Annotated in this window: 23 protein-coding genes; 6 read left to right on the top strand and 17 right to left on the bottom strand. The window is 59.7% G+C overall.

The window, feature by feature from the left end; genetic code table 11:
- Window positions 1–34: 34 nt before the first annotated feature.
- From G6M89_RS08010 to G6M89_RS07975, 8 genes are read right to left on the bottom strand one after another with little or no spacing between them, the layout of a single operon-like run.
- On the bottom strand, window positions 35–733 hold the full coding sequence (locus G6M89_RS08010) for an urease accessory protein UreF (protein WP_165161260.1): 699 nt from the start codon (window positions 731–733) through the stop codon (window positions 35–37).
- Window positions 723–1424 carry an urease accessory protein UreE gene (ureE, locus tag G6M89_RS08005; RefSeq protein WP_165161322.1) on the bottom strand — a complete coding sequence of 234 codons (702 nt, stop codon included), beginning with the start codon at window positions 1422–1424 and terminating at the stop codon, window positions 723–725. Before ureE ends, G6M89_RS08010 begins: the two co-directional genes overlap by 11 nt.
- Window positions 1424–2431, bottom strand: coding sequence for an urease accessory protein UreD (locus tag G6M89_RS08000; protein WP_343162630.1), 1008 nt, complete (start codon window positions 2429–2431; stop codon window positions 1424–1426). The genes ureE and G6M89_RS08000 overlap by 1 nt, the downstream gene beginning before the upstream one ends.
- Window positions 2428–3048, bottom strand: a complete 621-nt coding sequence (gene ureG, locus G6M89_RS07995) for an urease accessory protein UreG (RefSeq protein WP_165161259.1) — start codon at window positions 3046–3048, stop codon at window positions 2428–2430. The genes G6M89_RS08000 and ureG overlap by 4 nt, the downstream gene beginning before the upstream one ends.
- The gene (locus tag G6M89_RS07990) at window positions 3049–3459 is read right to left on the bottom strand and encodes an urease subunit gamma (protein ID WP_165161258.1); all 411 of its coding nucleotides are present in this window, start codon (window positions 3457–3459) and stop codon (window positions 3049–3051) included.
- Window positions 3456–5168 (bottom strand): urease subunit alpha, encoded by a 1713-nt coding sequence (ureC, locus tag G6M89_RS07985; RefSeq protein ID WP_165161257.1) that lies wholly within the window; start codon window positions 5166–5168, stop codon window positions 3456–3458. Before ureC (G6M89_RS07985) ends, G6M89_RS07990 begins: the two co-directional genes overlap by 4 nt.
- Window positions 5165–6871: an urease subunit alpha gene (ureC, locus tag G6M89_RS07980; RefSeq protein WP_165161256.1), complete on the bottom strand. Its 1707-nt coding sequence runs from the start codon at window positions 6869–6871 to the stop codon at window positions 5165–5167. Before ureC (G6M89_RS07980) ends, ureC (G6M89_RS07985) begins: the two co-directional genes overlap by 4 nt.
- A complete protein-coding gene (locus G6M89_RS07975) occupies window positions 6868–7260 on the bottom strand; it encodes an urease subunit beta (protein WP_165161255.1) in 393 nt (130 codons plus the stop codon). Before G6M89_RS07975 ends, ureC (G6M89_RS07980) begins: the two co-directional genes overlap by 4 nt.
- 508 nt (window positions 7261–7768) lie before the next feature.
- Between G6M89_RS07975 and G6M89_RS07970 the strand changes: the two genes are divergently transcribed.
- From G6M89_RS07970 to G6M89_RS07950, 5 genes are read left to right on the top strand one after another with little or no spacing between them, the layout of a single operon-like run.
- On the top strand, window positions 7769–9040 hold the full coding sequence (locus G6M89_RS07970) for an urea ABC transporter substrate-binding protein (protein ID WP_165161254.1): 1272 nt from the start codon (window positions 7769–7771) through the stop codon (window positions 9038–9040).
- Between the two features lies 1 nt (window position 9041).
- Window positions 9042–9935: an urea ABC transporter, permease protein UrtB gene (urtB, locus tag G6M89_RS07965; protein ID WP_165161253.1), complete on the top strand. Its 894-nt coding sequence runs from the start codon at window positions 9042–9044 to the stop codon at window positions 9933–9935.
- A complete protein-coding gene (locus G6M89_RS07960; RefSeq protein WP_165161252.1) occupies window positions 9932–11029 on the top strand; it encodes an urea ABC transporter permease in 1098 nt (365 codons plus the stop codon). The genes urtB and G6M89_RS07960 overlap by 4 nt, the downstream gene beginning before the upstream one ends.
- The gene (locus G6M89_RS07955; RefSeq protein WP_165161251.1) at window positions 11029–11808 is read left to right on the top strand and encodes an ABC transporter ATP-binding protein; all 780 of its coding nucleotides are present in this window, start codon (window positions 11029–11031) and stop codon (window positions 11806–11808) included. Before G6M89_RS07960 ends, G6M89_RS07955 begins: the two co-directional genes overlap by 1 nt.
- Window positions 11808–12596 carry an ABC transporter ATP-binding protein gene (locus G6M89_RS07950; RefSeq protein WP_165161320.1) on the top strand — a complete coding sequence of 263 codons (789 nt, stop codon included), beginning with the start codon at window positions 11808–11810 and terminating at the stop codon, window positions 12594–12596. Before G6M89_RS07955 ends, G6M89_RS07950 begins: the two co-directional genes overlap by 1 nt.
- On the opposite strand, the gene G6M89_RS07945 is transcribed toward G6M89_RS07950, so the two are convergent.
- Together G6M89_RS07945 and G6M89_RS07940 are read right to left on the bottom strand one after the other, a co-directional pair.
- Window positions 12593–13246 (bottom strand): HAD family phosphatase, encoded by a 654-nt coding sequence (locus tag G6M89_RS07945; RefSeq protein ID WP_165161250.1) that lies wholly within the window; start codon window positions 13244–13246, stop codon window positions 12593–12595. The genes G6M89_RS07950 and G6M89_RS07945 overlap by 4 nt on opposite strands.
- Window positions 13247–13300: 54 nt before the next feature.
- Window positions 13301–13894 (bottom strand): DJ-1/PfpI family protein, encoded by a 594-nt coding sequence (locus G6M89_RS07940; RefSeq protein ID WP_165161249.1) that lies wholly within the window; start codon window positions 13892–13894, stop codon window positions 13301–13303.
- Window positions 13895–13984: 90 nt separating this feature from the next.
- Between G6M89_RS07940 and G6M89_RS07935 the strand changes: the two genes are divergently transcribed.
- On the top strand, window positions 13985–14305 hold the full coding sequence (locus tag G6M89_RS07935; RefSeq protein WP_165161248.1) for a MazG nucleotide pyrophosphohydrolase domain-containing protein: 321 nt from the start codon (window positions 13985–13987) through the stop codon (window positions 14303–14305).
- A gap of 30 nt (window positions 14306–14335) precedes the next feature.
- On the opposite strand, the gene G6M89_RS07930 is transcribed toward G6M89_RS07935, so the two are convergent.
- From G6M89_RS07930 to G6M89_RS07900, 7 genes are all read right to left on the bottom strand, one after another.
- Window positions 14336–14605 (bottom strand): hypothetical protein, encoded by a 270-nt coding sequence (locus G6M89_RS07930; protein ID WP_165161247.1) that lies wholly within the window; start codon window positions 14603–14605, stop codon window positions 14336–14338.
- A gap of 141 nt (window positions 14606–14746) precedes the next feature.
- Window positions 14747–15922, bottom strand: a complete 1176-nt coding sequence (locus G6M89_RS07925; RefSeq protein WP_165161246.1) for an HD domain-containing protein — start codon at window positions 15920–15922, stop codon at window positions 14747–14749.
- Between the two features lie 29 nt (window positions 15923–15951).
- The gene (locus G6M89_RS07920; protein WP_165161245.1) at window positions 15952–16473 is read right to left on the bottom strand and encodes an AAA family ATPase; all 522 of its coding nucleotides are present in this window, start codon (window positions 16471–16473) and stop codon (window positions 15952–15954) included.
- Between the two features lie 134 nt (window positions 16474–16607).
- On the bottom strand, window positions 16608–17708 hold the full coding sequence (phnE, locus tag G6M89_RS07915) for a phosphonate ABC transporter, permease protein PhnE (protein ID WP_165161244.1): 1101 nt from the start codon (window positions 17706–17708) through the stop codon (window positions 16608–16610).
- Complete coding sequence (locus G6M89_RS07910; protein ID WP_165161243.1) at window positions 17705–18502, bottom strand: phosphonate ABC transporter ATP-binding protein; 798 nt, start codon at window positions 18500–18502, stop codon at window positions 17705–17707. Before G6M89_RS07910 ends, phnE begins: the two co-directional genes overlap by 4 nt.
- 61 nt (window positions 18503–18563) lie before the next feature.
- The gene (locus tag G6M89_RS07905; protein WP_165161319.1) at window positions 18564–19562 is read right to left on the bottom strand and encodes a PhnD/SsuA/transferrin family substrate-binding protein; all 999 of its coding nucleotides are present in this window, start codon (window positions 19560–19562) and stop codon (window positions 18564–18566) included.
- 291 nt (window positions 19563–19853) lie between these two features.
- Window positions 19854–20600, bottom strand: a complete 747-nt coding sequence (locus G6M89_RS07900) for a hypothetical protein (RefSeq protein ID WP_165161242.1) — start codon at window positions 20598–20600, stop codon at window positions 19854–19856.
- Window positions 20601–20637: the final 37 nt, after the last annotated feature.

Here is a 20637-nt window from a genome sequence, read left to right as displayed (position 1 = left end):
CCCCAGCTGAGAACGAACGAGTTGGGTCAGAAAATCAGCTCATGAACAGTCGCCGACCCGCGCGTTCGTGTCGCATCCCCATGATTTCGGCAAGCGGCGCGAACGACACCATCGCTGACGGATCGCGCTCGACGTAGCGATCACAGACTGCGGCAATCACGGGTCGCAGCGACTCGAGAATGGACTGAATCGCGGTGTGGCCGAACCGGCCAAGTCGCTGTGCGGCCCCGAGCAGGCCGGTGACGAACGCGTGGGCGTAGGCGAGGCAGGCCTCGCGTCGCGACAGCCCGCGTGTCTGGGCGACCGCGCCGAAGACAACGGGATAGTGCCCCGGCGTCTCGTCGGCGTCGATAGCGTTCGCAACCGCAGCGTCAAACGCGCGGTCGCCGTCCACTTCGAACAGCAACTCGCACAGCTTCGCACCGGCTTTTGTCGAACTCTCGCGGAACTCTCGAGGCATCGTCACCGCGTGAAGCCGTTCGTCGACCGCACAAAATGCGTCAAGAGCTGCGTCCGCACTCGCCGCGTGGGCGTTCGACAGCGCCACCACCTCACAGGGGCCGACAACCCGACGGAGGAACGCAGCGACCACCGCCTCGAGCTCGTCGTGAGTCTCTATTCGCCCTTCGTTCAGGTACTGCTCGAGGCCGTAGGAGGCCGTGTAGCCCCCGACTGGTAGAAACGAGTCGGACAGGCGGAGGGCCGAGAGGAACGCGTCGGCGTCAGTGGTCATGATCGTGTGGATGGGAGTGGTCAGTGGTGTCTGTATGCCTGTGTTCGTGTCCGCGAGAGTGTGAGTGATCGGCGTCACCGTGTGCATGTTCGTGCTCGTGTGAATGCGAGTGATCGCCGTGACCGTGCGTGTGGGAGTGGCCACCGTCGCCATGGGCGTGGTCAGCGCCGCCGTGTTCGTGCTCGTGGTCTGGGACCGTCTCAGCGCCGTCGGAAACGAACAGTTCGGCCTCGACTGTCACCGCCTCGACGCTTGCTCCTGGAATCACGTCGGTGACGACCCGCTCGACGATATGCTGGTCGGCCTCGAGCGGAACATAGGCGATGCCATCCTCAACTGCCAGATCCCAGTGCTGGTTCCCGACGCGATGGCCGAGTTCAACCGCCGCCTCGAGCGTCTGGGGCGTCGCCTCGGGCAACGTCACGGCGAGTGCCTCGCGAGGTTCGAACGCGACGACGATCATGCGCTCATCATCGACGAGCAACACGTCGCCCGCGGAGATTGCGGCGCTGTCGACGACGACACCGACATCTGTTCCCGCATCTGTCATCTCACGAAAGCGCGACCGCCTGCGCCGGCCGGCGTCGATGACGACACGCTCGAGCGTGCCCGCATCGGCGTGTTCGGCCCGCAGCGCGGCGAGTTCAGCGTCGGCGTGGACATTGCCGACGATGCCGTCGATTTGCTCCATCAGTATCGCCGGTCGGCAGGTGCGCCGACCCCCAGTGTCTGCTGTCGCGTTTCGTCCCATGCCTGTCGCAGGGCCTCGGTGACGTCTGCCTCTCGATGACCAAGCAGGCGAACGACTGCACCCGACTCGAAGGGAAGCGTCGAAACGCCCGCGTGGACGCCCTCGAAGTCGGCAAGCCGGTCGTGGATGGCGTCCGTAAGATCCTCGAGATCGGGTGTGATCGCGGGTGCAGGGTTGGAATTGGTGGCGTTCGCAGCATCGCGCTCACCCTCGTTCGCATCGGCATCCGCCGTCGGTGCGATAATATACAGCGAGCCAACAGTGCTGTACTCGCCGACGGTCGCCGGATCGCGCGGGTCGCGCTCTGCCGGCCGCAGGTCGACCGCGTCCGCACAGATGAGTCGGCCCTCGTGGTCGGCATCGACGCGTGCATGGTAGTGGTCAAAACTGAACGACTCGTGGTCGGACAGACCATCAGGCACGAGCACGTCTGCGATAACGGCCACCGCCCCGCTTTCGATATCGACGCTCACGGTTTGCAAGCACCGCGCATCCTCGTTGAGGATAGTCGGCCCCGGCATGTACTCGAGGTAGCCATCGGCTGCCACCGACAGCGAGGCATCGAGATGCGCGTAGTTCGCATGCATGCTGTGGACTTTCGTTGCACTCTGGGTGGTGACGTGTGCGCGTGCGCCCGCTTTCGCGTCGATTTGCATTCGGTGACGATCACCCTGTGCGACGCCGCCCGTCGGTTCCTGGGCCACGAGCGTCGTGAGGCTGGGCGCTGGATCGGTCTCGAGCGTGCCGGTGTGATGGTACGGAACCTTCGCACGGTCGTGGATGAGTCGAGTCGGAGCGTCGCCCTCGCGGGCAAACGTCGCCTCGAGCAGGCCGTTCTTTCCGGGGCCGCCGGCGGGAGCCTGTGCGAGCGACTCGTCGGCGTAGCCAGCGAACGCGGGTGGCAGTTGCCCGGTTTCGCTGCGGGCGGTCGTCTCGGTGCCGCTCACGCGAACAGCACCTCTCGCTCGATATGCTCGAGGGTTTCGTCGATGCCTGAGCCGTCCTTGCAGTTGGTGAAGACGAACGGGTCGTCACCACGAACGGCTGCGGCGTCGGATTCGATCACATCCAGATCGGCATCGACGTGGGGCGCGAGATCAGTTTTGTTGACGACCAGCAGATCGGCCTGCGTGACGCCGGGGCCACGTTTTCGTGGGATGTCCTCACCTTCTGCGACCGAGATAATGAACAGGAAATAGTCGGCGAGTTCGGGGTTGAAGGTTGCGGCGAGGTTGTCACCGCCGCTCTCGATCAAGACGACATCGAGGTCGGGATGTCGTTCGGTGAACTCATCGATCGCCGCGAGGTTCATCGACGGATCTTCACGAATGCCGGTGTGCGGACAGGCACCCGTTTCGACGCCATCCACGAGGTCCTCAGGGAGGAGATCGGCGAACGTCTCGCGGAACACGTCAGCGTCCTCCTGCGTCATAATGTCGTTTGCGATGACGCCAACCTCGTATCCCTCCTCCACAAGCGCCGGCACGAGATGTTTGACCAGTGCGGTCTTTCCCGACCCGACCGGACCGCCGAGACCAACTTTTGCGACGTCTCGGTACCCCATCTATTCACCCTCCGTCTCGGTCTCGAGACTGTCGCCCGGTTCGCGTCCAGCCGTCTCGAGGTCCTCGTCCGGATCGGGGTCGACGGCCTCGAGTTGGTCACGACTATCGGCTCGGATCGGTTCGTGGATGGTGACGAGCTTCGTGCCGTCGGGGAAGACGGGTTCGACTTGAATCATGTCGACCATTTCGGGAACGCCGCTCATGACGTCCTCGCGGGTGAGTAACTGGGTTGCCTCCGCTCGGATCTGTGAGACGGATTTGCCGTCACGGGCAGCCTCGCAGGCCCAGTCGGAGATGTAGGCAACCGTTTCGGGGTGATTCAGCTTGACGCCGCGAGACTTGCGGCGGCGAGCGAGCTCTGCGGCCATGAAGATCGTGAGTCGTTCGGACTCTTTTGGTGAGAGATTCATAGTGTGTATCGCTGTGCGAGCGCGACGCGCTCGGCTGGGTCGCATGTCGCTGGTTCGCCGTCAATCGACACCTCGAACGTCTGGGAGTCGACATCGACAGACGGGCTATACGTGTTGTACAGGAAGTCATCAGTCGAGAGCGACCGCGTGTTCCCGACGGGAAGCGTCATCGAGGAGAGGCCGTACGTGTCGCCAATATTGTCGTCGTAGGCCTGCTGGCTGACGAACTGGACGCTCGTCGCGTGCTTTGCCGAGCCGAAGGCCCCGTACTGAGGCCGTTGCATCATCGGCTCACAGGTCATCAACGAGGCGTTTGCCTCGCCCATCGAGGCGTACGCCGGGAAGCCACCTTTGATGACGACCTCGGGCTGCAGCCCGAAGAAGGCCGGGTCCCACAGCACGATATCCGCGAGTTTGCCCGGCTCGAGGCTGCCGACGTAGCTGTCGATGCCCGCCGTGATCGCCGGGTTGATCGTGTACTTCGCCAGATAGCGCTTGATTCGGAAGTTGTCGTTGTCCGTGTCCGCATCAGGCTCGAGTGGGCCGCGCTGTTGTTTCATCTTATCCGCGGTCTGCCAGGTTCGGGAGATGAGTTCGCCCATCCGCCCCATCGCCTGGGAGTCAGTCGTCATCATCGCGATTGCGCCCTCATCGTGGAGCACGTCTTCTGCGGCGATGGTTTCGGCCCGAATGCGTGACTCGGCAAAGGCGACATCTTCGGGCACGTCCGGATTCAGGTGATGGCAGACCATCACCATGTCCAGGTGCTCGTCGAACGTGTTTTCGGTGTAGGGCATCGACGGGTTCGTCGACGACGGCAGCATGTGCTTCTTCCCAACGAGTTCGAGCACGTCGGGTGCGTGGCCACCTCCAGCCCCCTCGATGTGGAACGCGTGGATCGTTCGGCCGTCGATGGCGTCGAACGTGTGTTCGACGAAGCCAGACTCGTTCAGCGTGTCCGTATGGATCGCTACCTGCACCCCCGTCTCGTCGGCGACCTCGAGACAGGTGTCGATGACTTCGGGTGTTGCGCCCCAGTCTTCGTGGATTTTCAGCGCGACCGCGCCGGCATCGACCTGTTCGTGGATGACTGCCGGTTTTGAGGAGTTGCCTTTGCCGTAGAAGCCGAAGTTAATCGGCCAGGCTTCTGCGGCTTGCATCATCAGTTGCAGGTTTCGCGCGCCGCTCGTGATGATGCCGACTGTCGATGGGCCGACGCCGCCGCCGAACATTGTCGTTATGCCCGAGGCGATGGCGTGAGTGGGCAACTGCGCGGAGTTGAAGTGGACGTGAGCGTCGATACCGCCTGCGGTCGCGATCAGCCCCTCCGCGGAGATGACCTCGGTATTCGCGCTGACGATCAATTCTTCATCGACATCGTTCATCGTCTCGGGATTCCCAGCGTTCCCGACGCCCGCAATGTAGCCGTCTTTGATTCCGATATCGGCCTTTTGGATGCCGAGTACGGGATCGAGGATGGTGAGGTTCGTCAGCACCCAATCGAGCGCACCCTCCTCGGCCGTGAATCCGGGCTTGAGTCCGAGGCCGTCGCGAAGCGTCTTTCCGCCGCCGAAGACGGCTTCGTCTCCGCGAGCAATCTGATCCTCCTCGATCTCTGCGATTAACGACGTGTCCGCAAGCCGGACCTGATCGCCCGTCGTCGGCCCGTACAGACTGGCGTACTCGCCAGCCTCGAGGTCGCGTGTCATAGCAGGTACCGCTGGGCCAGTGGAATCTCGTCCGCTGGATCGCAGGTGACGTGTTCGCCGTCGACTGCAACCTCGAACGTCTGTGCGTCGATTTCGATGTCGTCCGGGCAGTGGTCGTTATGCAACATATCTGATTTCTCGACGGCTCGTGTCCCGGAAACCGGGCGAACGGGCGTCTTCAGGTCGTAGGCCTCGCCGACCTCGTTTTCAGCAGCCGCCTCGCTGACGAACGTCACGGAGAGGTCGTGTTTGGCCCGTCCCTGCGCGCCGGCGCGCTCTCGCCCTTTCACCGGCTCACAGGTCATCAGCGAGCCGTTGGCTTCACCCATCTGCGACCAGACCGGAAAGCCGCCCTTGATCACCGCCTTCGGCTTGATTCCGAAGAAGGCCGGGTCCCACAGCACGATATCCGCGAGTTTGCCCGGCTCGAGGCTGCCGACGTAGTCGTCGATCCCTGCCGTAATCGCCGGGTTGATCGTATACTTGGCGACGTAGCGTTCGATGCGGGCGTTATCGGCTTCGGTTCCCTCGTCGGCCTCGAGCGGCCCTCGCTGATTCTTCATCTTGTGGGCGGTCTGCCAGGTACGGCAGACGAGTTCGGCCATGCGGCCCATTGCTTGCGAGTCGGTCGTCATCATCGAGATGGCGCCGGTGTCGTGGAGGACGTCCTCTGCACCGATTGTTTCTGCACGAATTCGGGATTCGGCGAAGGCAACATCTTCGGGGACATCCGGATTCAGATGATGGCAGACCATCACCATGTCCAGGTGCTCGTCGAATGTGTTTGCCGTGTACGGCATCGACGGATTCGTTGAGGATGGCAACATGTGCTCGTGGCCGATCAACTCGAGCACGTCCGGCGCGTGGCCGCCGCCGGCACCCTCGATGTGGAAGGTGTGGATCGTCCGGCCGTCGACGGCGTCGAAGGTGTGCTCGACAAAGCCGGACTCGTTCAGCGTGTCCGTGTGGATACAGACCTGGATATCTTCCTCGTCTGCGACCTCGAGGCAGGTGTCGATTGCAGCGGGCGTCGAGCCCCAGTCTTCGTGGAGTTTGAGCCCGGCAACGCCGGCCTCGATCTGTTCGTAGAGGGCAGCGGGCTGGCTGCTATTACCCTTGCCGTAGAAGCCGACGTTGACCGGCCACTCCTCGGCGGCCTGGAGGAATCGCTTGATGTTTTCGGGACCCGGCGTACAGGTCGTCGCGCCGCCGCCGAAGCCGCCACCGAACATCGTCGTGACGCCCGAGGCGAGCGCGTGGTCGACGAGTTGCGGGCTGTTGAAATGGACGTGAATATCGAGCGCACCGGCCGTCGCGATCAGGCCGTCCGCCGGGATAGTGTCGGTGCTCGCACCGATGACCATATCCACGTCGTCCATCGTGTCGGGGTTGCCAGCCTTGCCAACGCCGACGATTTCACCGTTTCGGACGCCGATATCGCCCTTTCGGACGCCAAGGATGGGATCAATGATGACGACGTTCGTAAACGCCCAGTCGAGCGTCCCCTCGGCCTGTGTGGTCCCCGACTGCATTCCCATCCCGTCACGCATCGTCTTTCCGCCGCCGAAAACTGCCTCCTCGCCCGGAACCGTATGATCCGTTTCGATCTTTGCGAACAGATCCGTATCACCGAGGCGGAGTCGATCTCCCTCCGTCGCGCCGAACAGATCCGTATACTCACGCCTCGAGAGGTCCCGACTCATTCGTCACCGTCCCCCGCAGACAGATAGCCCTTCTCTCGAGCGCGTTCTATCGCCCGCGTTTTCACGTCCTCATCGTCGAGGTTGCCGTTGACCAGCCCGCCCATCCCGTGAACGATTCGGTCGCCGCCAATGGCGACGAGGTCGACATCGCGTTCGCAGCCGGGTTCAAACCGGACGGCTGTGCCTGCCGGAATATCGAGTCGCATGCCATAAGCCGCCTCACGATCGAACGTGAGGCCAGGATTGACCTCGAAGAAGTGAAAATGGGAACCAACCTGTGCGGGACGGTCACCGGTGTTTTCGACCGTGACGGTCGCCGTTTCCCGTCCCTCGTTGATTCGAACAGGCTCGTCTGCTGGCAGCAACTCACCCGGAATGTGGTCACTCATATGGACTCACCGCCGGATTGGCGATAGATAGGTGTTCGGAACAATAGTGTATCACGGCCCATCATAGGAACACGTTCGATGTAAACGCATGGCTGCGAGACAATATTTGCCCACTAAGCCTGTGTTTTGAGTGAATAATATAATTAATACGCTGTTCGTGTTAGATCGTCCACTACAGAAACGGCCATTCACGCAAACTGGTTCTGTACAGACAGCTATGGCATGGAAATGAATTGTCTCACGCAGCCGAACACAGTACACTCGAGTCAACACTCAAGAACGACGATCGAACCAAACATACGTCCAGAATAATAGGATATCCAGTGACTCATCACCCGATTAGTGTGACTTTCATTCTACCTACGGTTACGCATATCCTTGAAGCAACCCTTTTATATCTCCCACCATCTCGAAAAGAATGGCTAATGATCGGACAAATGTTGTCTAATACTACTCGAATGGATTACGATAGCGGAAATGAACAGGAGATCGGTTGTGGGGTGTCACAATGAGTCGCCGATCGATCTCGCGCCGGGACATTCTTGCTGCCGGAACAGCTGGGACGCTGCTTGGTGTCTCTGGATGTCTCAGTGATGGGGGGGTACTCGGCGACTCGGATGACGACGACGATGGGGCACCGACGATCGGCATCCTCGAGGACCGCTCCGGTGAGTTCGCACTCAACGGCGAATCGAAGTGGCAGGCCTCACTGCTTGCTGTCGAAGAGATCAACGCAGATGGCGGCGTCCTCGGCGAGGAGATCGAGGTGTACGATCCTGACCCACAGTCGGACAACCAGCGCTACCAGGAACTGACTCGTGAGGCGATCAACGACGAGGGTGTCGATGCGCTGTGGGCAGGCTACTCGAGTGCGACGCGCGAGGCGATTCGCCCGATCATCAACGACGAAGAGCAGTTGTACTTCTACACGACCCAGTACGAGGGTGGCGTCTGTGACAGTACGACGTTTGCAATGGGGGCGACCGCTCGTCAGCAACTGGGTGCAGTCATCCCGTACATGATCGAAGAATACGGCCCACGTATTTACACGATTGCTGCAGACTACAACTTCGGACAGATTTCGGGTGACTGGATCCACATCCTCGCAGAGGAACACGGCGCAGAGGTCGTTGACGAAGAGTACATCCCACTGGGCGAGACCGACTTCGGCTCAACGATCAACAATATCCAGAGTGAAGACCCAGACTTCATCGCCTCGATGCTTGTCGGCGATAGTCACGCCAACTTCTACGAACAGCGTGCTGATACCGGCCTCGACATCCCCATGGGATCGTCGACAACAATGGCCCAAGGCTACGAACACCTGCGTCTTGACCCACCCGCACTCGAGGATATGTACGTCGGCGTCAACTACATGGAAGAACTCGAGACCGACGAGAGCCAGACGTTCGTCGACGCCTTCTACGAGGAGTACCCGGACGCAGACTACCTCAACCAGGAGGCACAGAACAACTACTTCTCGGTCCACATGTGGGCCGAAGCCGTCGAGGCCGCCGGGACGTTCGATCAAGAAGAGGTCATCGCCGAACTCGAGAGCGGGGTTGAAATCGATGCTCCTGAGGGAACGATCGAACTCGATCCGGCAACGCATCACATGACTCACCACATGCGGATCGGGCACGCAGACGAGAACCACGAGGTGACCTTCGACGAGGAACAGTACATCGAGCCGACATTCCTTCACGAAGTTGGGTGTGACTTGACCGAAGAGCCCGAACAAACCCAGTACGAGCCAGAAGAGTTCTACGACGAGATCTAGTATGGATGCTCTGTATGAACTGCTGAACTTTGGCTTTCAGTTCCTCGATAGCTTCGCGTTTATCGTCCTCGCAACGGTGGGATTGGCGATCATCTTCGGGATGATGGGCATCATCAATCTCGCTCACGGCGAGTTCATCCTCGTCGGGGCGTACGCGACGACACTATCGTTTCACGCTGGGTTGCCGCTCCCACTTGCGATGGTCGCTGGTGTCGTCGTGACGACGATTTTCGGCATCATCCTCGAGCGGACGATCATCCATCGACTGTACGGTCGGTTACTCGATTCGATGGTCGTTACGTTTGGGATTAGCCTCGTGATGATTCAGTTGACCAGAATCGTCTTTGGCAACTCACTCCCCCAGATCGGGACGCCGTTTGGTGGCATCAGCTACGGGCCGTACTCCTACTCGACGTACCGAAGCGTCTTTCTCGCGTCGGTTGCGGTCGTGGCGCTCGTCGCACTATACGTCGTGTTCACGCGAACGACGTTTGGAGTCTGCGCTCGCGCAACGATTCAGGACGAAGAGACTGCCCGCAGCATGGGCGTCGATACCGATCGAATGTACCTCTCGACGTTCGCAATTGGGTCTGCACTGGCTGGGCTGACCGGCGCACTGTACGCGCCAGCAACGACAATGTCGCCCGAGCTCGGCACGTACTTCCTCGTGGAAGCGTTCGTCGCCGTCGTTGTCGGCGGGCCATCAGTGTTGCTCGGAACGCCACTTGCCGGCGTGCTACTCGGGACCGTTGATGCGTTTTTCGCCAATCTGTGGGGACAGTTCATGGGAACAGTCTTCTTGCTCCTGACGGCGATCATTGCGATCCGGCTCATGCCCGATGGCATCACCGGCTTGCTCAGAGATCTCCGTGAAAAATGGGGGCAGTCAGAATGAGTTCGGAATCGAAGTCATCGCTGCTTGCTCGCGTTCGCAGTCCATTCGAGGGGCCAAACACGATTGGCAACTCGAACGCGTTCTGGGCGAGTTTCACACTGGGAATCGTCCTGCTAGGACTGTACCCGGTCCTGTTCGGTGCATACGCCGCCGAATCAAGTTCCGTCTATCTCGTCTACGCACTATTGGGTGTGAGCCTGGCGTTCATCTGGGGATTCTGTGGTATCCTCAGTTTCGGACAGGTCGCCTTCTTCGGCATCGCCGGCTACACCTTCGGGATCGTCTCGATTAACATCTCGACGTACACCGGCGTTACCCTCGGCCTCCTCACGGGCGTGCTCGTTGCAACCCTGTTTGCAGCCCTGCTCGGGTACTTCATGTTCTACGGCGGGATCCGCGAGGTCTACGTGACGATCATCACGCTGGTCGTCGCGCTCGTGTTACACACGTTCATGGGCCAGACCGCAGGCAGCGAGTGGGCCATCGGCGATGCCCGACTGGGCGGGTTCAACGGCATGGTCGGCGTCCCTGACCTCGCAGTCGGTTTTGGCACCACCGGCCTCGAGTTCGCCGGTGCGATGCACTACTACATCGCATTACTCGTGTTAGTCGCGACGGTGCTTGGACTCCGCGCGCTCGTCAACAGCCAGTTCGGCTACGCCATGGTCGCGACGCGAGAGGACGAAACACGAACCGAGATGTTCGGCTACAACACGACGTTCATCAAATTCGCGACGTTCACGATTGGCGGTGCACTCGCTGGACTCAGTGGCGTCCTTTTCGTCACATGGGGCAACTACATTGACCCGAGCGAGTTCGCGATTACCGCTGCCGCGATGCCGGTCATCTGGGCCAGCATCGGCGGTCGCGAGTCACTCGTCGGGACGGTCGCCGCAGCGATCGTTATCCAATGGCTTCAGCTCCAACTTATCGGCGAGTGGGCGCTCGTCATCGTTGGCTCGTTACTAATCGTCGTGATACTCGTCCTTCCCAACGGGATTGCGCCAGGAGTTCGGGATCTCGTTGCCTCCTTTCAGGAAAACCGTGACAAAGACGCCGGAACGCCTGCTGCAGCCGAGGAGGTGAGTGACTAATGGGAACAAGCGATCCTACGGTCAAAACCAACGTCGCAGTCGACGAAACCGGCGTTGACACGGATACGATCCTCCAAACGCGCGACCTCCGCAAACAGTTTGGCGGCCTGACTGCAACTGACGACGTCGACTTCGGTATCGACGAAGGAGAACTTCGCTGTCTGATCGGCCCAAACGGCGCTGGCAAGAGTACGTTCGTGAAACTCCTCACCGGCCGCCTCGAGCCAACCGACGGGTCTATCTACTACAACGGAAGCGAGATTACGTCACTGCCATCCTACAAACGAGTCAAACGCGGAATCAGCATCAAGTTCCAGGTGCCAAGTATCTACCCGAACCTGACCGTCCGGGAAAACGTTCGCATTCCGCTCCAAACGGTCGCTGATGCCGCGGCCTTCGAGGAGCGAACCCACGATATTCTCGAGCGATTCCACCTGGCTGAGACGGCCGACCAGACAGCGTCGAGTCTCTCACACGGCCAGCAACAACGCCTCGAGATCGCGATGGCGATGACACTCGAGCCAACACTCATGCTACTCGATGAGCCGGTCGCCGGACTGTCAGTCGAAGAGACTAGCGAGATTGCCGAGTTGTTGACGACGATTAACGAAGAAGACGGCGTCGCGTTCATCGTCATCGAACACGATATCGACTTCGTTGAAGCGATCGCCGATCAGGTGACAGTCCTCCATCAGGGGAGTATTTTCACCGAAGGCTCGATCGAGGACGTTCGCACCGACCCTGATGTCAGACGAATCTACCTGGGTGAAGAAGAATGATGCTCACAGTCGAACACCTCGATGTATCGTACGGCAAAACGCCGATCTTGCGGGATATCAACATCAGCGTCGATGACGGCGAAATCGTCGGCATCATGGGAAAAAACGGCGTCGGGAAGACGACGCTCGTCAAGGCAATCATGGGGCTGCTCGAGGCCAACAACGGCCGGATCGTCTTCAAGGATGAGCGCGTCGTCGATGCGACGACAACTGAGACGGAGGACACGGATTCCGGTGGGCTTGCGAACCTCGGGAGAGTCTTCCGTACGGATTCGACGCCACAGGTCTGGGTGAGTGCCGACGAACGCGCCCGCCGTGGAATGGGGTACATTCCGCAGGGACGAGACGTCTTTCCGGACCTCACTGTCGAGGAAAACCTCCGAATGGGCGAAGGAATCAACGCCGCCGATTCGACGGTCCGCTATGATGACGTCTATGACTACTTCCCTATCCTCGAGGAACGGCGTACCCAGAAGGCCGGGACCATGAGCGGCGGCCAACAGCAGATGCTCGCGATCGGCCGGGCGCTGATCGGCAATCCGGATCTCTTGTTGCTGGATGAACCCTCTGAGGGCGTCCAGCCATCGATCGTCCAAGACATTACGCGCGACCTCAAACAGGTCAATCGCGACCTTGGAACGACGATTCTGTTCGTCGAGCAAAATCTCCACGTCGTCCAGAATCTGGCCGAACGATGCTATGCAATCGACAAGGGAACGATCATCGACGAACTCGGACCCGACCGAATCCAGTCGCGCGAAGAGGTCACAGAGTATCTGGCAGTCTAGTGACCGCTCGCCTCGAGCACCGTCTTCCGTAACTCGGCCGGCGACTCGACCACGTCATCCGCAGTCGAGAGGTCCAGCCCGTCATGGGCGTCGATTCGATAGGCGATAACGAACGCACCCGCTCGAGTGCCTGCCTCGACGCCATGTTCGGAATCCTCGATGACAACACACGACTCGGGAACCGCGCCAACCTCGCTTGCGGCGTACTCGAAGACGTCCGGTGCAGGTTTTCCGTCAGCGTCGATATCTTCGGCGCTGATAACTTCGTCGAACGCATCCTCGAGATCGAAGCGCTCGAGCACCCAGCCGATCCACTCCTGGGGCGACGAAGAGACAACGGCCGTCTCGAGGCCGCGTTCGTCGAGTCGGTCGAGCAATCCCGGGAGTCCATCCAGCAGGTCGACGTGGTCGCGATACATCGTCTGGGCTGCCGTCTCGAAGCGATTTTCAAAGTCATCGCGCCCGATAGCGGTGCCGTAGGTCTCCTCGAGATAGTCGTAGGTTTCGCGGTAGTTCATCCCGGTGACTTCGGCGACGTCGACATCGTTGTCGGGAACCGCCGCGGGGAGGAGTTGATCGCGCTGGAAGTCGGTCCAGTAGTCCTCGCTGTTGACGAGCACGCCGTCCATATCAAAGAGCACTGCCTGCATGTCAGTACATCTGGTTACCGGACGGTCCCGTATAGCCATTTGGCCGGACTCGAATTAAGCAAAGACCGAACCGCGCCGGTCGTGAGCCATCTCCTCACTAACTGCGTCCGCGATTTCCGCGCCGAACTCGCGTTCGACAAGCCACAGCGCCAGATCAATCCCCGACGTGACGCCACCCGCGGTCAAGATGTCGCCGTCATCGACGACACGCTCGTCAACCATTGAAGCCGTCTCCGCGAGGTCCTCGACGGCGACGTGGTGGGTTGTGGCAGGCCGGCCCTCGAGCAAGCCAGCCTCAGCGAGGATCATCGCGCCGGTACAGACCGAGGCGACCGTCGCACCGTGGGTGTACCACTCGTCGACGGCATCGGGAAGGGCACCGTCCTCGACTGCAGCGCGGACGCCACCAGCTGCGGTTGTCCAGCCCCCACCGGGGACGACGAGCAAGTCGGGTTCGCCCAACGTCCCGTCCGGTTCGACTCGCAAACCGTGACTGGCCGTCACGAGGTCCGTTTGCTCGAGCGTGACTAGATCGGTCTCGAGCGATGCGCCGGCTTGGGCAGCGTTTTCGAAGACCTCGTAGGGTCCGATTGCATCGAGTTCGTCGAATCCCTCGAAGAGCACAATTTCGGCGGTTGTCTCGGACATACTTGCGTCTCGGACACGAACGACCAAACCAGTTTCTTCACTCACAACGGGTTTCGTGACATTTTTGCAGCATCTCTCAGTGAACCTACTATGGACTTGCCAGACGCACAAGCCGCCGTTGCCGACTTCGTCAAAACCCACAACCTCGAGATCCCACCCGAGTACAGACTGCTCGATCTCGTCTCCGAAATCGGTGAACTCGCCAAGGACGCAAACACCTCGACAGGGTATGGCGCAAGCCCCGACGACCTCACAATCGAATCCGACGAAATCGGTGACGTCCTCTTTGCGTTGCTCGCACTCGCAGACGACCTCGAGATTGACGCAAACGCGGCGCTCGAGGAAGCACTCGAGAAGTACGAAGAGCGGTTGGCAGCAACCGGTGAGGAGTCACCTGGATCGGGAGAGTAACTGACGCCCGGAACGGAACTGGAGTCGCGCTCAGAGGTTTCCCTCGCCCGGGCTGGACATCGTGGACTTCTTGCGTCCCGTTCCTCGCTCTTCGTCGGAATTACGTGTGTTCGGACCGTCTGTTTCGGCATCATTTCGATACATCGCGACGGCAGCAACGATCACGGCAAAGACAACCAATCCAACGGACAGCGACCCAATTCCCTCGACTATTGCGGCTCCGAGCGCTGCAAAAAGGCTCAGCACGACGAGGAGACCGTAGCCATTTAATTGTGGAACGGTTGCGTTTGAATCTGTCATTACTAGTGGATGCATAATCGAAACATATAATTCTTGTTCGTCACACGCCAGATTCGTCACCGCTCTCGAGCAGGGGGAATCAGATTGTCGTCCGAAAGGAAACTCAGCTGGGTCGATTTAGCACCAGATCTATCGCTGGGGCTACGGCACAACAACCGCGTCCGTCTCGAGTACCGTCGCTGCTGCTGCCTGGACGTCATCGAGTACAGGCTCTGGTGCATAGACACCAAGTCGCCAGATTTCTCGAGCACAGGCATCGAGACCAGCGACCAGTGACGAGCGCTCCTCGAGTCGTTGCAGTTCGCCGTCGACAACAAGTCGGGCGCGAGATTCGGGCGAACTCGGTTCCGACGGACTGTCAACGATAACCGCTGACGGGTCGACGCCTGCGAGATCGGCGATTTCGCGCTCGAGGCCGCGTGTTCGATCGTACTCGAGGCCGGCGAATCGGTCGGGAACGTCCTGTCGGCGCGCCCAGATGGCTCGTTTGTAGAGGTCGCGCTCACGGATTCGAGTCGCCATATCAGCCGTTGGCTCGTAGTCGGCGAACGTCGCGAGCAGTTCTGCGTCGGTGAGCCGGGCGAATCGATCCGGGTCGATGTGGCCGTCTGCGAGCAATCGCTCGCTCGCCCGGTCGAGCATTGCACCGGCGATCCGAGAGACGTGATGGCGATAGACCGTTGCGTTCATCAGCGTCCGGGCGATCAGCGCGCTCTCAGCTGTCGCAACGTTGCCCGCCTCGAGTGCAAGTTCGCCGTCGACGATGCGCAGGGCGTAGAGCAAGCGCGCGTGGTCGATTGTCCCGTAGGGAACGCCAGTGTGATGGGCGTCGCGCACGAGGTAATCCATCCGATCTACGTCGAGCGAGCCCGAGACGAGTTCACCGAGTGGGCCACGGCCGTCGACCGTGGCTGCGACAGCCTCGAGCTCAAGGCCGTGTTCCTCGAGAACGTTCCCAATCTCGCTGTCGGCGAGCAACCACTCGATTTCGTCGTGATGACGCCCGACGTGACGCTCGATGGCGGCCTCAGTTTGGTGGCCGAAGGGACCGTGGCCGACATCGTGGACGAGTGCTGCGGCCCGAAGGCGATCAGCGAGAGACTCATCGACCTCGAGTCGGGAAACGGCTCTCGAGGCGAGGTGATAGACGCCGAGGCTGTGCTCGAAGCGGGTGTGATTCGCCGAGGGGTAGACGAGTTGAACGGTACTTAGCTGTCGGATCGTCCGCAGTCGCTGCATCGCCGCCGTATCGAGCAGCGCCTCGGCGGTCGGGTCCAGTTCGATATAGTCGTGAATGCTGTCTTTGATCGTAGTCATAGCAGACGGAAAGCGTCGGTACGGGCGAGCTATGCGTTGCTCATTGCCAGAATCGAGCGGTCGATCTGTTCATAGGTCTCCTCGAGCGTGCTGGAGTTGTCGATGACGACGTGGTCGCGTTCGATCGGTTCGAACGAGTCACGGACAAGTTTGTAGACGCGGACGTCGGCATCGCTGACGGAGTCCGTGCAACTGCGACTCTCGATGCGGTCGATAACAACGTCAGAATCGCAGGTGACGTGGACGATATCGAAGCCAACGCCGATAGCGTCGGCGAGGTCGGCCGCACGCGCTCGCAACTGTTGTGAGCGAAAGGTTGCATCACAGACAACGGTCTCACCGGCCTCGAGGTCGCTGCGAGTACGTGCGAACAGTTCGTCGTAGGTCGCTTCAGTTTCCTCGGCGGTATACTCCGGGTCGGCAAACAACTGTTTGCGGATTTCGTCGGTCCGGTAGCGCGTTGCCGAACACTGATCTGCAGTGTAGGCAGAGGCTGCCGACTTCCCAACCCCAGGCAGGCCACAGTAGACGAGGAGTCGTTGACGGGGCACGAGTACAGTGTGGGGTGGGACGGTACTAAATCAAACCGATTCGTTGGAACGCCGTCTCTGCAGTGTCGCATGTCAGGGTCGCCGGCGGCAAGGAAAACAAGGAGCGTAGAAATGGAATACTCGAGTGCCAGACGTTACTTCGTCAGGGAGTCGGCAAAGCGGTTGGGCATGCCGACGATGAGTTCGCGCCAGCCCATCTTCTCTTCGTCAGAGCGCAGTCGAGCGCGAAGGCGCTGACTGAACAGTTCGACGAGGAAGATGAGGACGAAGATGACGATCAGCGTCGCCATCATGTTCGCGAAGTTGAAGAAGTTCTCCTGTGCAGCAACGACTGCACCGAGTCCGCCGGCACCGATCACACCGACGGTCACCGCGGCCCGAACGTTGATCTCGAAGATATACAGCGTCCAGGCGATAAACGAGGTTTTGACCTGGCTCAACATCCCGAAGAAGACAATCTGGGATTTGTTCGCGCCGGTCATCTGCATCGCCTCGATAGGCCCTTCCTCGAGTTCCTCGAGTTCCTCAACGAAGAGACGGCCGAGGTTGCCGATGGTGTTCAACGCAATTGCAAGCGTCGCGGCTGCAGCGCCGAGGCCGACGAGGGCAACGAAAATCAGCGCCCAGATAATCGCCGGGATAGCGCGGATAAAGGACATGATTCCGCGGAAGATGAAGTTGATCGGGAACGGCGTCACGCGCTCAGAGCCGAGGATACTGAACAGTAACGCGATCGGGAAGCCAAGAATCGTTCCGACCAGCCCCATCGCGAGTGTGATGCCAGCCTCACCGAAGATTGCGAACATCCCCAGTTCCTGGAAGAGGAACGCGTAGAGATCAGCACCGCTTGGCGGGAACTGAAAGAGTAAGCCACCGATGTCGCTGTCGTAGATGAGGTCGTTGGCCCAGATGAACTCCCAGTACCGGCCGACATCGAGAAACGGAATCCCGCCGTAATCCGTGAGCGGGAAGTAATCGCCCATCCTGCCCGAGAAGTGACTCCAAGTGAATTCTGTTCCATCGTCGAAGAACTCAGTCGCTGCAAGCCCCTGAAGCAAGACGAACGCGAGTGCCGCTGTACCGACAAGCCAGCCCAGTGCACGCTGACGGCGTGTCTGTCGGATGTTCTCGAACTGTTCGTTGATCTCCGGTCCAGCAGACTCGAGTCGCGCCGACCTATCGGTACCACCGTCAGTCGCTGGCTCCTGACGATTGCTGTCAGTCGCGTCAGTCACAGTGTGGCCCCCGTTTCGTTGTTTTCATCGGCAGGGTTCGCCGGTCCGTCGTCAGTCTGTACGAACATTCCCTCGGTGTCAATATCGCCATAGATTGTGTCGATAACGTCAAGTGTCAGCTCATCCCGATAGCCATCAAAGACTTTTTGACCGTTGTGGAGGCCGATAAATCGCTGGCCGTACTTCCGGGCGATGTTGACCTGATGAAGACTGATAAATGTCGTTAGCTCCCGTTCGGTTGCCGCGTGATGGAGATACTGCATCACATCCTGTGCACTCCCAGGATCGAGACTTGCAACCGGCTCGTCAGCGAGCAACACTTCGGGTTGCTGTGTCAGCGCACGGGCAATGCCAACACGTTGTTGTTGGCCCCCACTCATTCGTCGCGCTTTCTTTTCGGCGTCATCGAGTAAGCCGACCGTATCGAGCGCCTCGAGCGCGCGCTGTTTTTCCTCGAGATCCTGCAGTTGAAGGACGCTCTCGGTGAACGAGCAGCGGTTGATTCCACCCGATAGTGCGTTCGAGTAGGCGCTCATGTCACCGATGATATTGTGCTGCTGGAAAATCATTGCCAGCTCTGGACGTGGCCGGACCATGGGCTCTCCATCGATCACGACCTCACCAGCGGTTGGCTTCGTCAGTGACGACAGACAGCGCAAGAGTGTTGATTTCCCAGAGCCAGAAACGCCGAGGATAATAACGAACTCACCGGCCGGCACTTCAAACGAAATATCGTCAAGTGCAACGGTGTCCCCGTACGTTTTTCTCAGATTGTCAACGACAATTTTGCTCATTAGTTAGCCTGAGTTCGGAGTTAGATTAGTTGTTGCGTGTCCAATCCCTGTACCGAACGCGTTATCCCATCTCCTCGAGTTCGATACCGAGATCCTCGGCGAACTCACGAATCGGCTCGTAGTCGTCGTGGTCAGCGTCGATGATGTCCGTAAACCACAGCGTGTGGTCGTCGAAGTTGTCCCAGTCATCTTGCTGATCCTCGTCGAGGTCGTACTCGTCGGGATCGGCATCCGCATCCGGATCGTTGTAATCCTCGAGCAGGCCCTCAGGAAGATCCAGGTCGAGCGCATCGGCGAGGTCGAACGCATCGTGATCGAGGTCCTCCGTCTCGAGTTCGAGCATGAACTCCTCGATTTCGTATCGAATATCGTCTTCCCACTGCGTGTTGACGAGAATCGGTGCACGTGGGATCGGTGGCGAGGCACCGATCAGGCGAAGTTCTGGGTCACGCGAGCCAGCATTGGCCATTTCTGCAGAGATATCAGCGACTTCTGGGAAGTCCGATTCGATCTGGTCAGCTGGAACGTGTGGCAGTGATGCGAATCCGCCTGCACCGGCTGCCATGATCGTATCGTCTTCGATCAATTCCTCAACGGCAAGGTCGTGTGCGACACCGCCACGCCATTCGAAGTCTTCGGCACTGCCACCCTGTGCAGCGTTGCCGATGTCAAGACCGGCATCTTGCAGAATCCACAGTGGTGCAACGCCGCCCGACACCGAGCCAGCATCGCCCGTCGCAATCGATTCACCCTCGAGGTCGGAGATGTCCGTAATGCCGCTATCGGCCGTGGTGACAATCGTTCCGAAGTACTGCTCTGCGCCGTGTTGCTCGCGCATGCCGACAACGTCGACAACATCGGGGCCGAGCAATGGAACAGCATTTGGCGACGTATCAGCGAGAATTGCATCGCCTTCACCGGCGCGATCGAGTTCCTCAAGTGTTCCCGAGTAACTCGATGTTGGCTCACCTTCGATTTCGACGTCGAACTCCTCTTCGATGCGGTCAAACAGCGGCTGATACTGAATTTCGATATCGATCGTTTCCTCGGCAGGATTCATGACCCACGTAATGGTGTCCGCATCGCCATTGCCACCGTTTCCACCATCATCACTGCTTCCACCATTGCCATCGTCACCACCAAGACAGCCAGCCAGCGCAACCGAGCCGACACCAACAGCACCGGTTTTTGTCAAAAAGCTACGTCGAGTGTTGTTCGATCCACCACTTTCTCGAGACATTCGTATAGTGGATTCGATAACACCACCAAGTATTTTTCTAATTCAGCTACCGAGTGATACATTGACTAGGTCGATGTCAGATCGGGTTGGGAACGAATGACGTAACCACGATTACCGTGTGTCCTCAATATTGAGTCCCTGTGCTCGTTCGAGAAAAGCCGTCTTTGCGTCGTCCCACTCGAGGTCGGCTGGCTTAACTGCAAGCGCCGGTCGGTCGAACTGACTCTCGCCGAAGTGAGTCGCTAATTCGAACCGGCCGACTGCCGAGTCGACAGCGTCGACAAGTCGGACATCATCCGGCTCGAGTGAGAGGTCAAAAGCGGTCTTGACGGTCTCTTGAAAGCGCTTTTCAGCATGTGTGTAGCCGGGCAAACTCCGCTTGACCGGGGCGGGAACGTCTGCGAAGTAGGCTTCACTGGCGTCGTGTAACAGCCCCCAGCGCTGGGCCTCAAGCGAACCGTCGCGGGCTGCAACCTCGTGGCTGACGTGGATCGCGTGGCGCGCAACGCTGTAGAAGTGAGTGCCTTGCCCGGCAAACCGGCTCAGGTTCGAAAGCGCGTGGGCGATGTCCACGAGCGCAATTGCATCCGGGTCCGGCTCAAACGGCGTAATCTGGCCACCCGAGTGAGTGTTGATTTCCCAGTGACCGCCCGCCGTCTCCGCAAACGCATCCTGTACGGCCCCTGCAACAGATTCGAACAGGTGGCGCTGGTCGTCCGCAGAGACGTCCGCCGCCGTCAGCGACTGCGACAGCACCTCGAAATTAACCTCGAGCCGCTCGAGTGCTCGCTCGAGCGACTCGGTATCAGCGTCGGTCCCAGTCCTCGAGTGGGTCCGCGACTCAGTCGGATCAGTCATACACAGGGACTCCAAGGCAAGCTAGATAAGCGTGGTG

The organism is Natronolimnobius sp. AArcel1, from assembly GCF_011043775.1.
Taxonomy (GTDB): Archaea; Halobacteriota; Halobacteria; order Halobacteriales; family Natrialbaceae; genus Natronolimnobius.
The sequence above is the reverse complement of the archived record's forward strand: the minus strand, read 5'-3'. Positions and strand labels throughout refer to the sequence as shown.

Bases quoted from the DNA above. Each gene is read 5' to 3' on its own strand.
- G6M89_RS08010 (WP_165161260.1), bottom strand. From the start codon at position 733: ATGACCACTGACGCCGACGCGTTCCTCTCGGCCCTCCGCCTGTCCGAC.
- ureE (WP_165161322.1), bottom strand. From the start codon at position 1,424: ATGGAGCAAATCGACGGCATCGTCGGCAATGTCCACGCCGACGCTGAA.
- ureG (WP_165161259.1), bottom strand. From the start codon at position 3,048: ATGGGGTACCGAGACGTCGCAAAAGTTGGTCTCGGCGGTCCGGTCGGG.
- G6M89_RS07990 (WP_165161258.1), bottom strand. From the start codon at position 3,459: ATGAATCTCTCACCAAAAGAGTCCGAACGACTCACGATCTTCATGGCC.
- ureC (WP_165161257.1), bottom strand. From the start codon at position 5,168: ATGACACGCGACCTCGAGGCTGGCGAGTACGCCAGTCTGTACGGGCCG.
- ureC (WP_165161256.1), bottom strand. From the start codon at position 6,871: ATGAGTCGGGACCTCTCGAGGCGTGAGTATACGGATCTGTTCGGCGCG.
- G6M89_RS07975 (WP_165161255.1), bottom strand. From the start codon at position 7,260: ATGAGTGACCACATTCCGGGTGAGTTGCTGCCAGCAGACGAGCCTGTT.
- G6M89_RS07970 (WP_165161254.1), top strand. From the start codon at position 7,769: ATGAGTCGCCGATCGATCTCGCGCCGGGACATTCTTGCTGCCGGAACA.
- urtB (WP_165161253.1), top strand. From the start codon at position 9,042: ATGGATGCTCTGTATGAACTGCTGAACTTTGGCTTTCAGTTCCTCGAT.
- G6M89_RS07960 (WP_165161252.1), top strand. From the start codon at position 9,932: ATGAGTTCGGAATCGAAGTCATCGCTGCTTGCTCGCGTTCGCAGTCCA.
- G6M89_RS07955 (WP_165161251.1), top strand. From the start codon at position 11,029: ATGGGAACAAGCGATCCTACGGTCAAAACCAACGTCGCAGTCGACGAA.
- G6M89_RS07950 (WP_165161320.1), top strand. From the start codon at position 11,808: ATGCTCACAGTCGAACACCTCGATGTATCGTACGGCAAAACGCCGATC.
- G6M89_RS07945 (WP_165161250.1), bottom strand. From the start codon at position 13,246: ATGCAGGCAGTGCTCTTTGATATGGACGGCGTGCTCGTCAACAGCGAG.
- G6M89_RS07940 (WP_165161249.1), bottom strand. From the start codon at position 13,894: ATGTCCGAGACAACCGCCGAAATTGTGCTCTTCGAGGGATTCGACGAA.
- G6M89_RS07935 (WP_165161248.1), top strand. From the start codon at position 13,985: ATGGACTTGCCAGACGCACAAGCCGCCGTTGCCGACTTCGTCAAAACC.
- G6M89_RS07930 (WP_165161247.1), bottom strand. From the start codon at position 14,605: ATGACAGATTCAAACGCAACCGTTCCACAATTAAATGGCTACGGTCTC.
- G6M89_RS07925 (WP_165161246.1), bottom strand. From the start codon at position 15,922: ATGACTACGATCAAAGACAGCATTCACGACTATATCGAACTGGACCCG.
- G6M89_RS07910 (WP_165161243.1), bottom strand. From the start codon at position 18,502: ATGAGCAAAATTGTCGTTGACAATCTGAGAAAAACGTACGGGGACACC.
- G6M89_RS07905 (WP_165161319.1), bottom strand. From the start codon at position 19,562: ATGAATCCTGCCGAGGAAACGATCGATATCGAAATTCAGTATCAGCCG.
- G6M89_RS07900 (WP_165161242.1), bottom strand. From the start codon at position 20,600: ATGACTGATCCGACTGAGTCGCGGACCCACTCGAGGACTGGGACCGAC.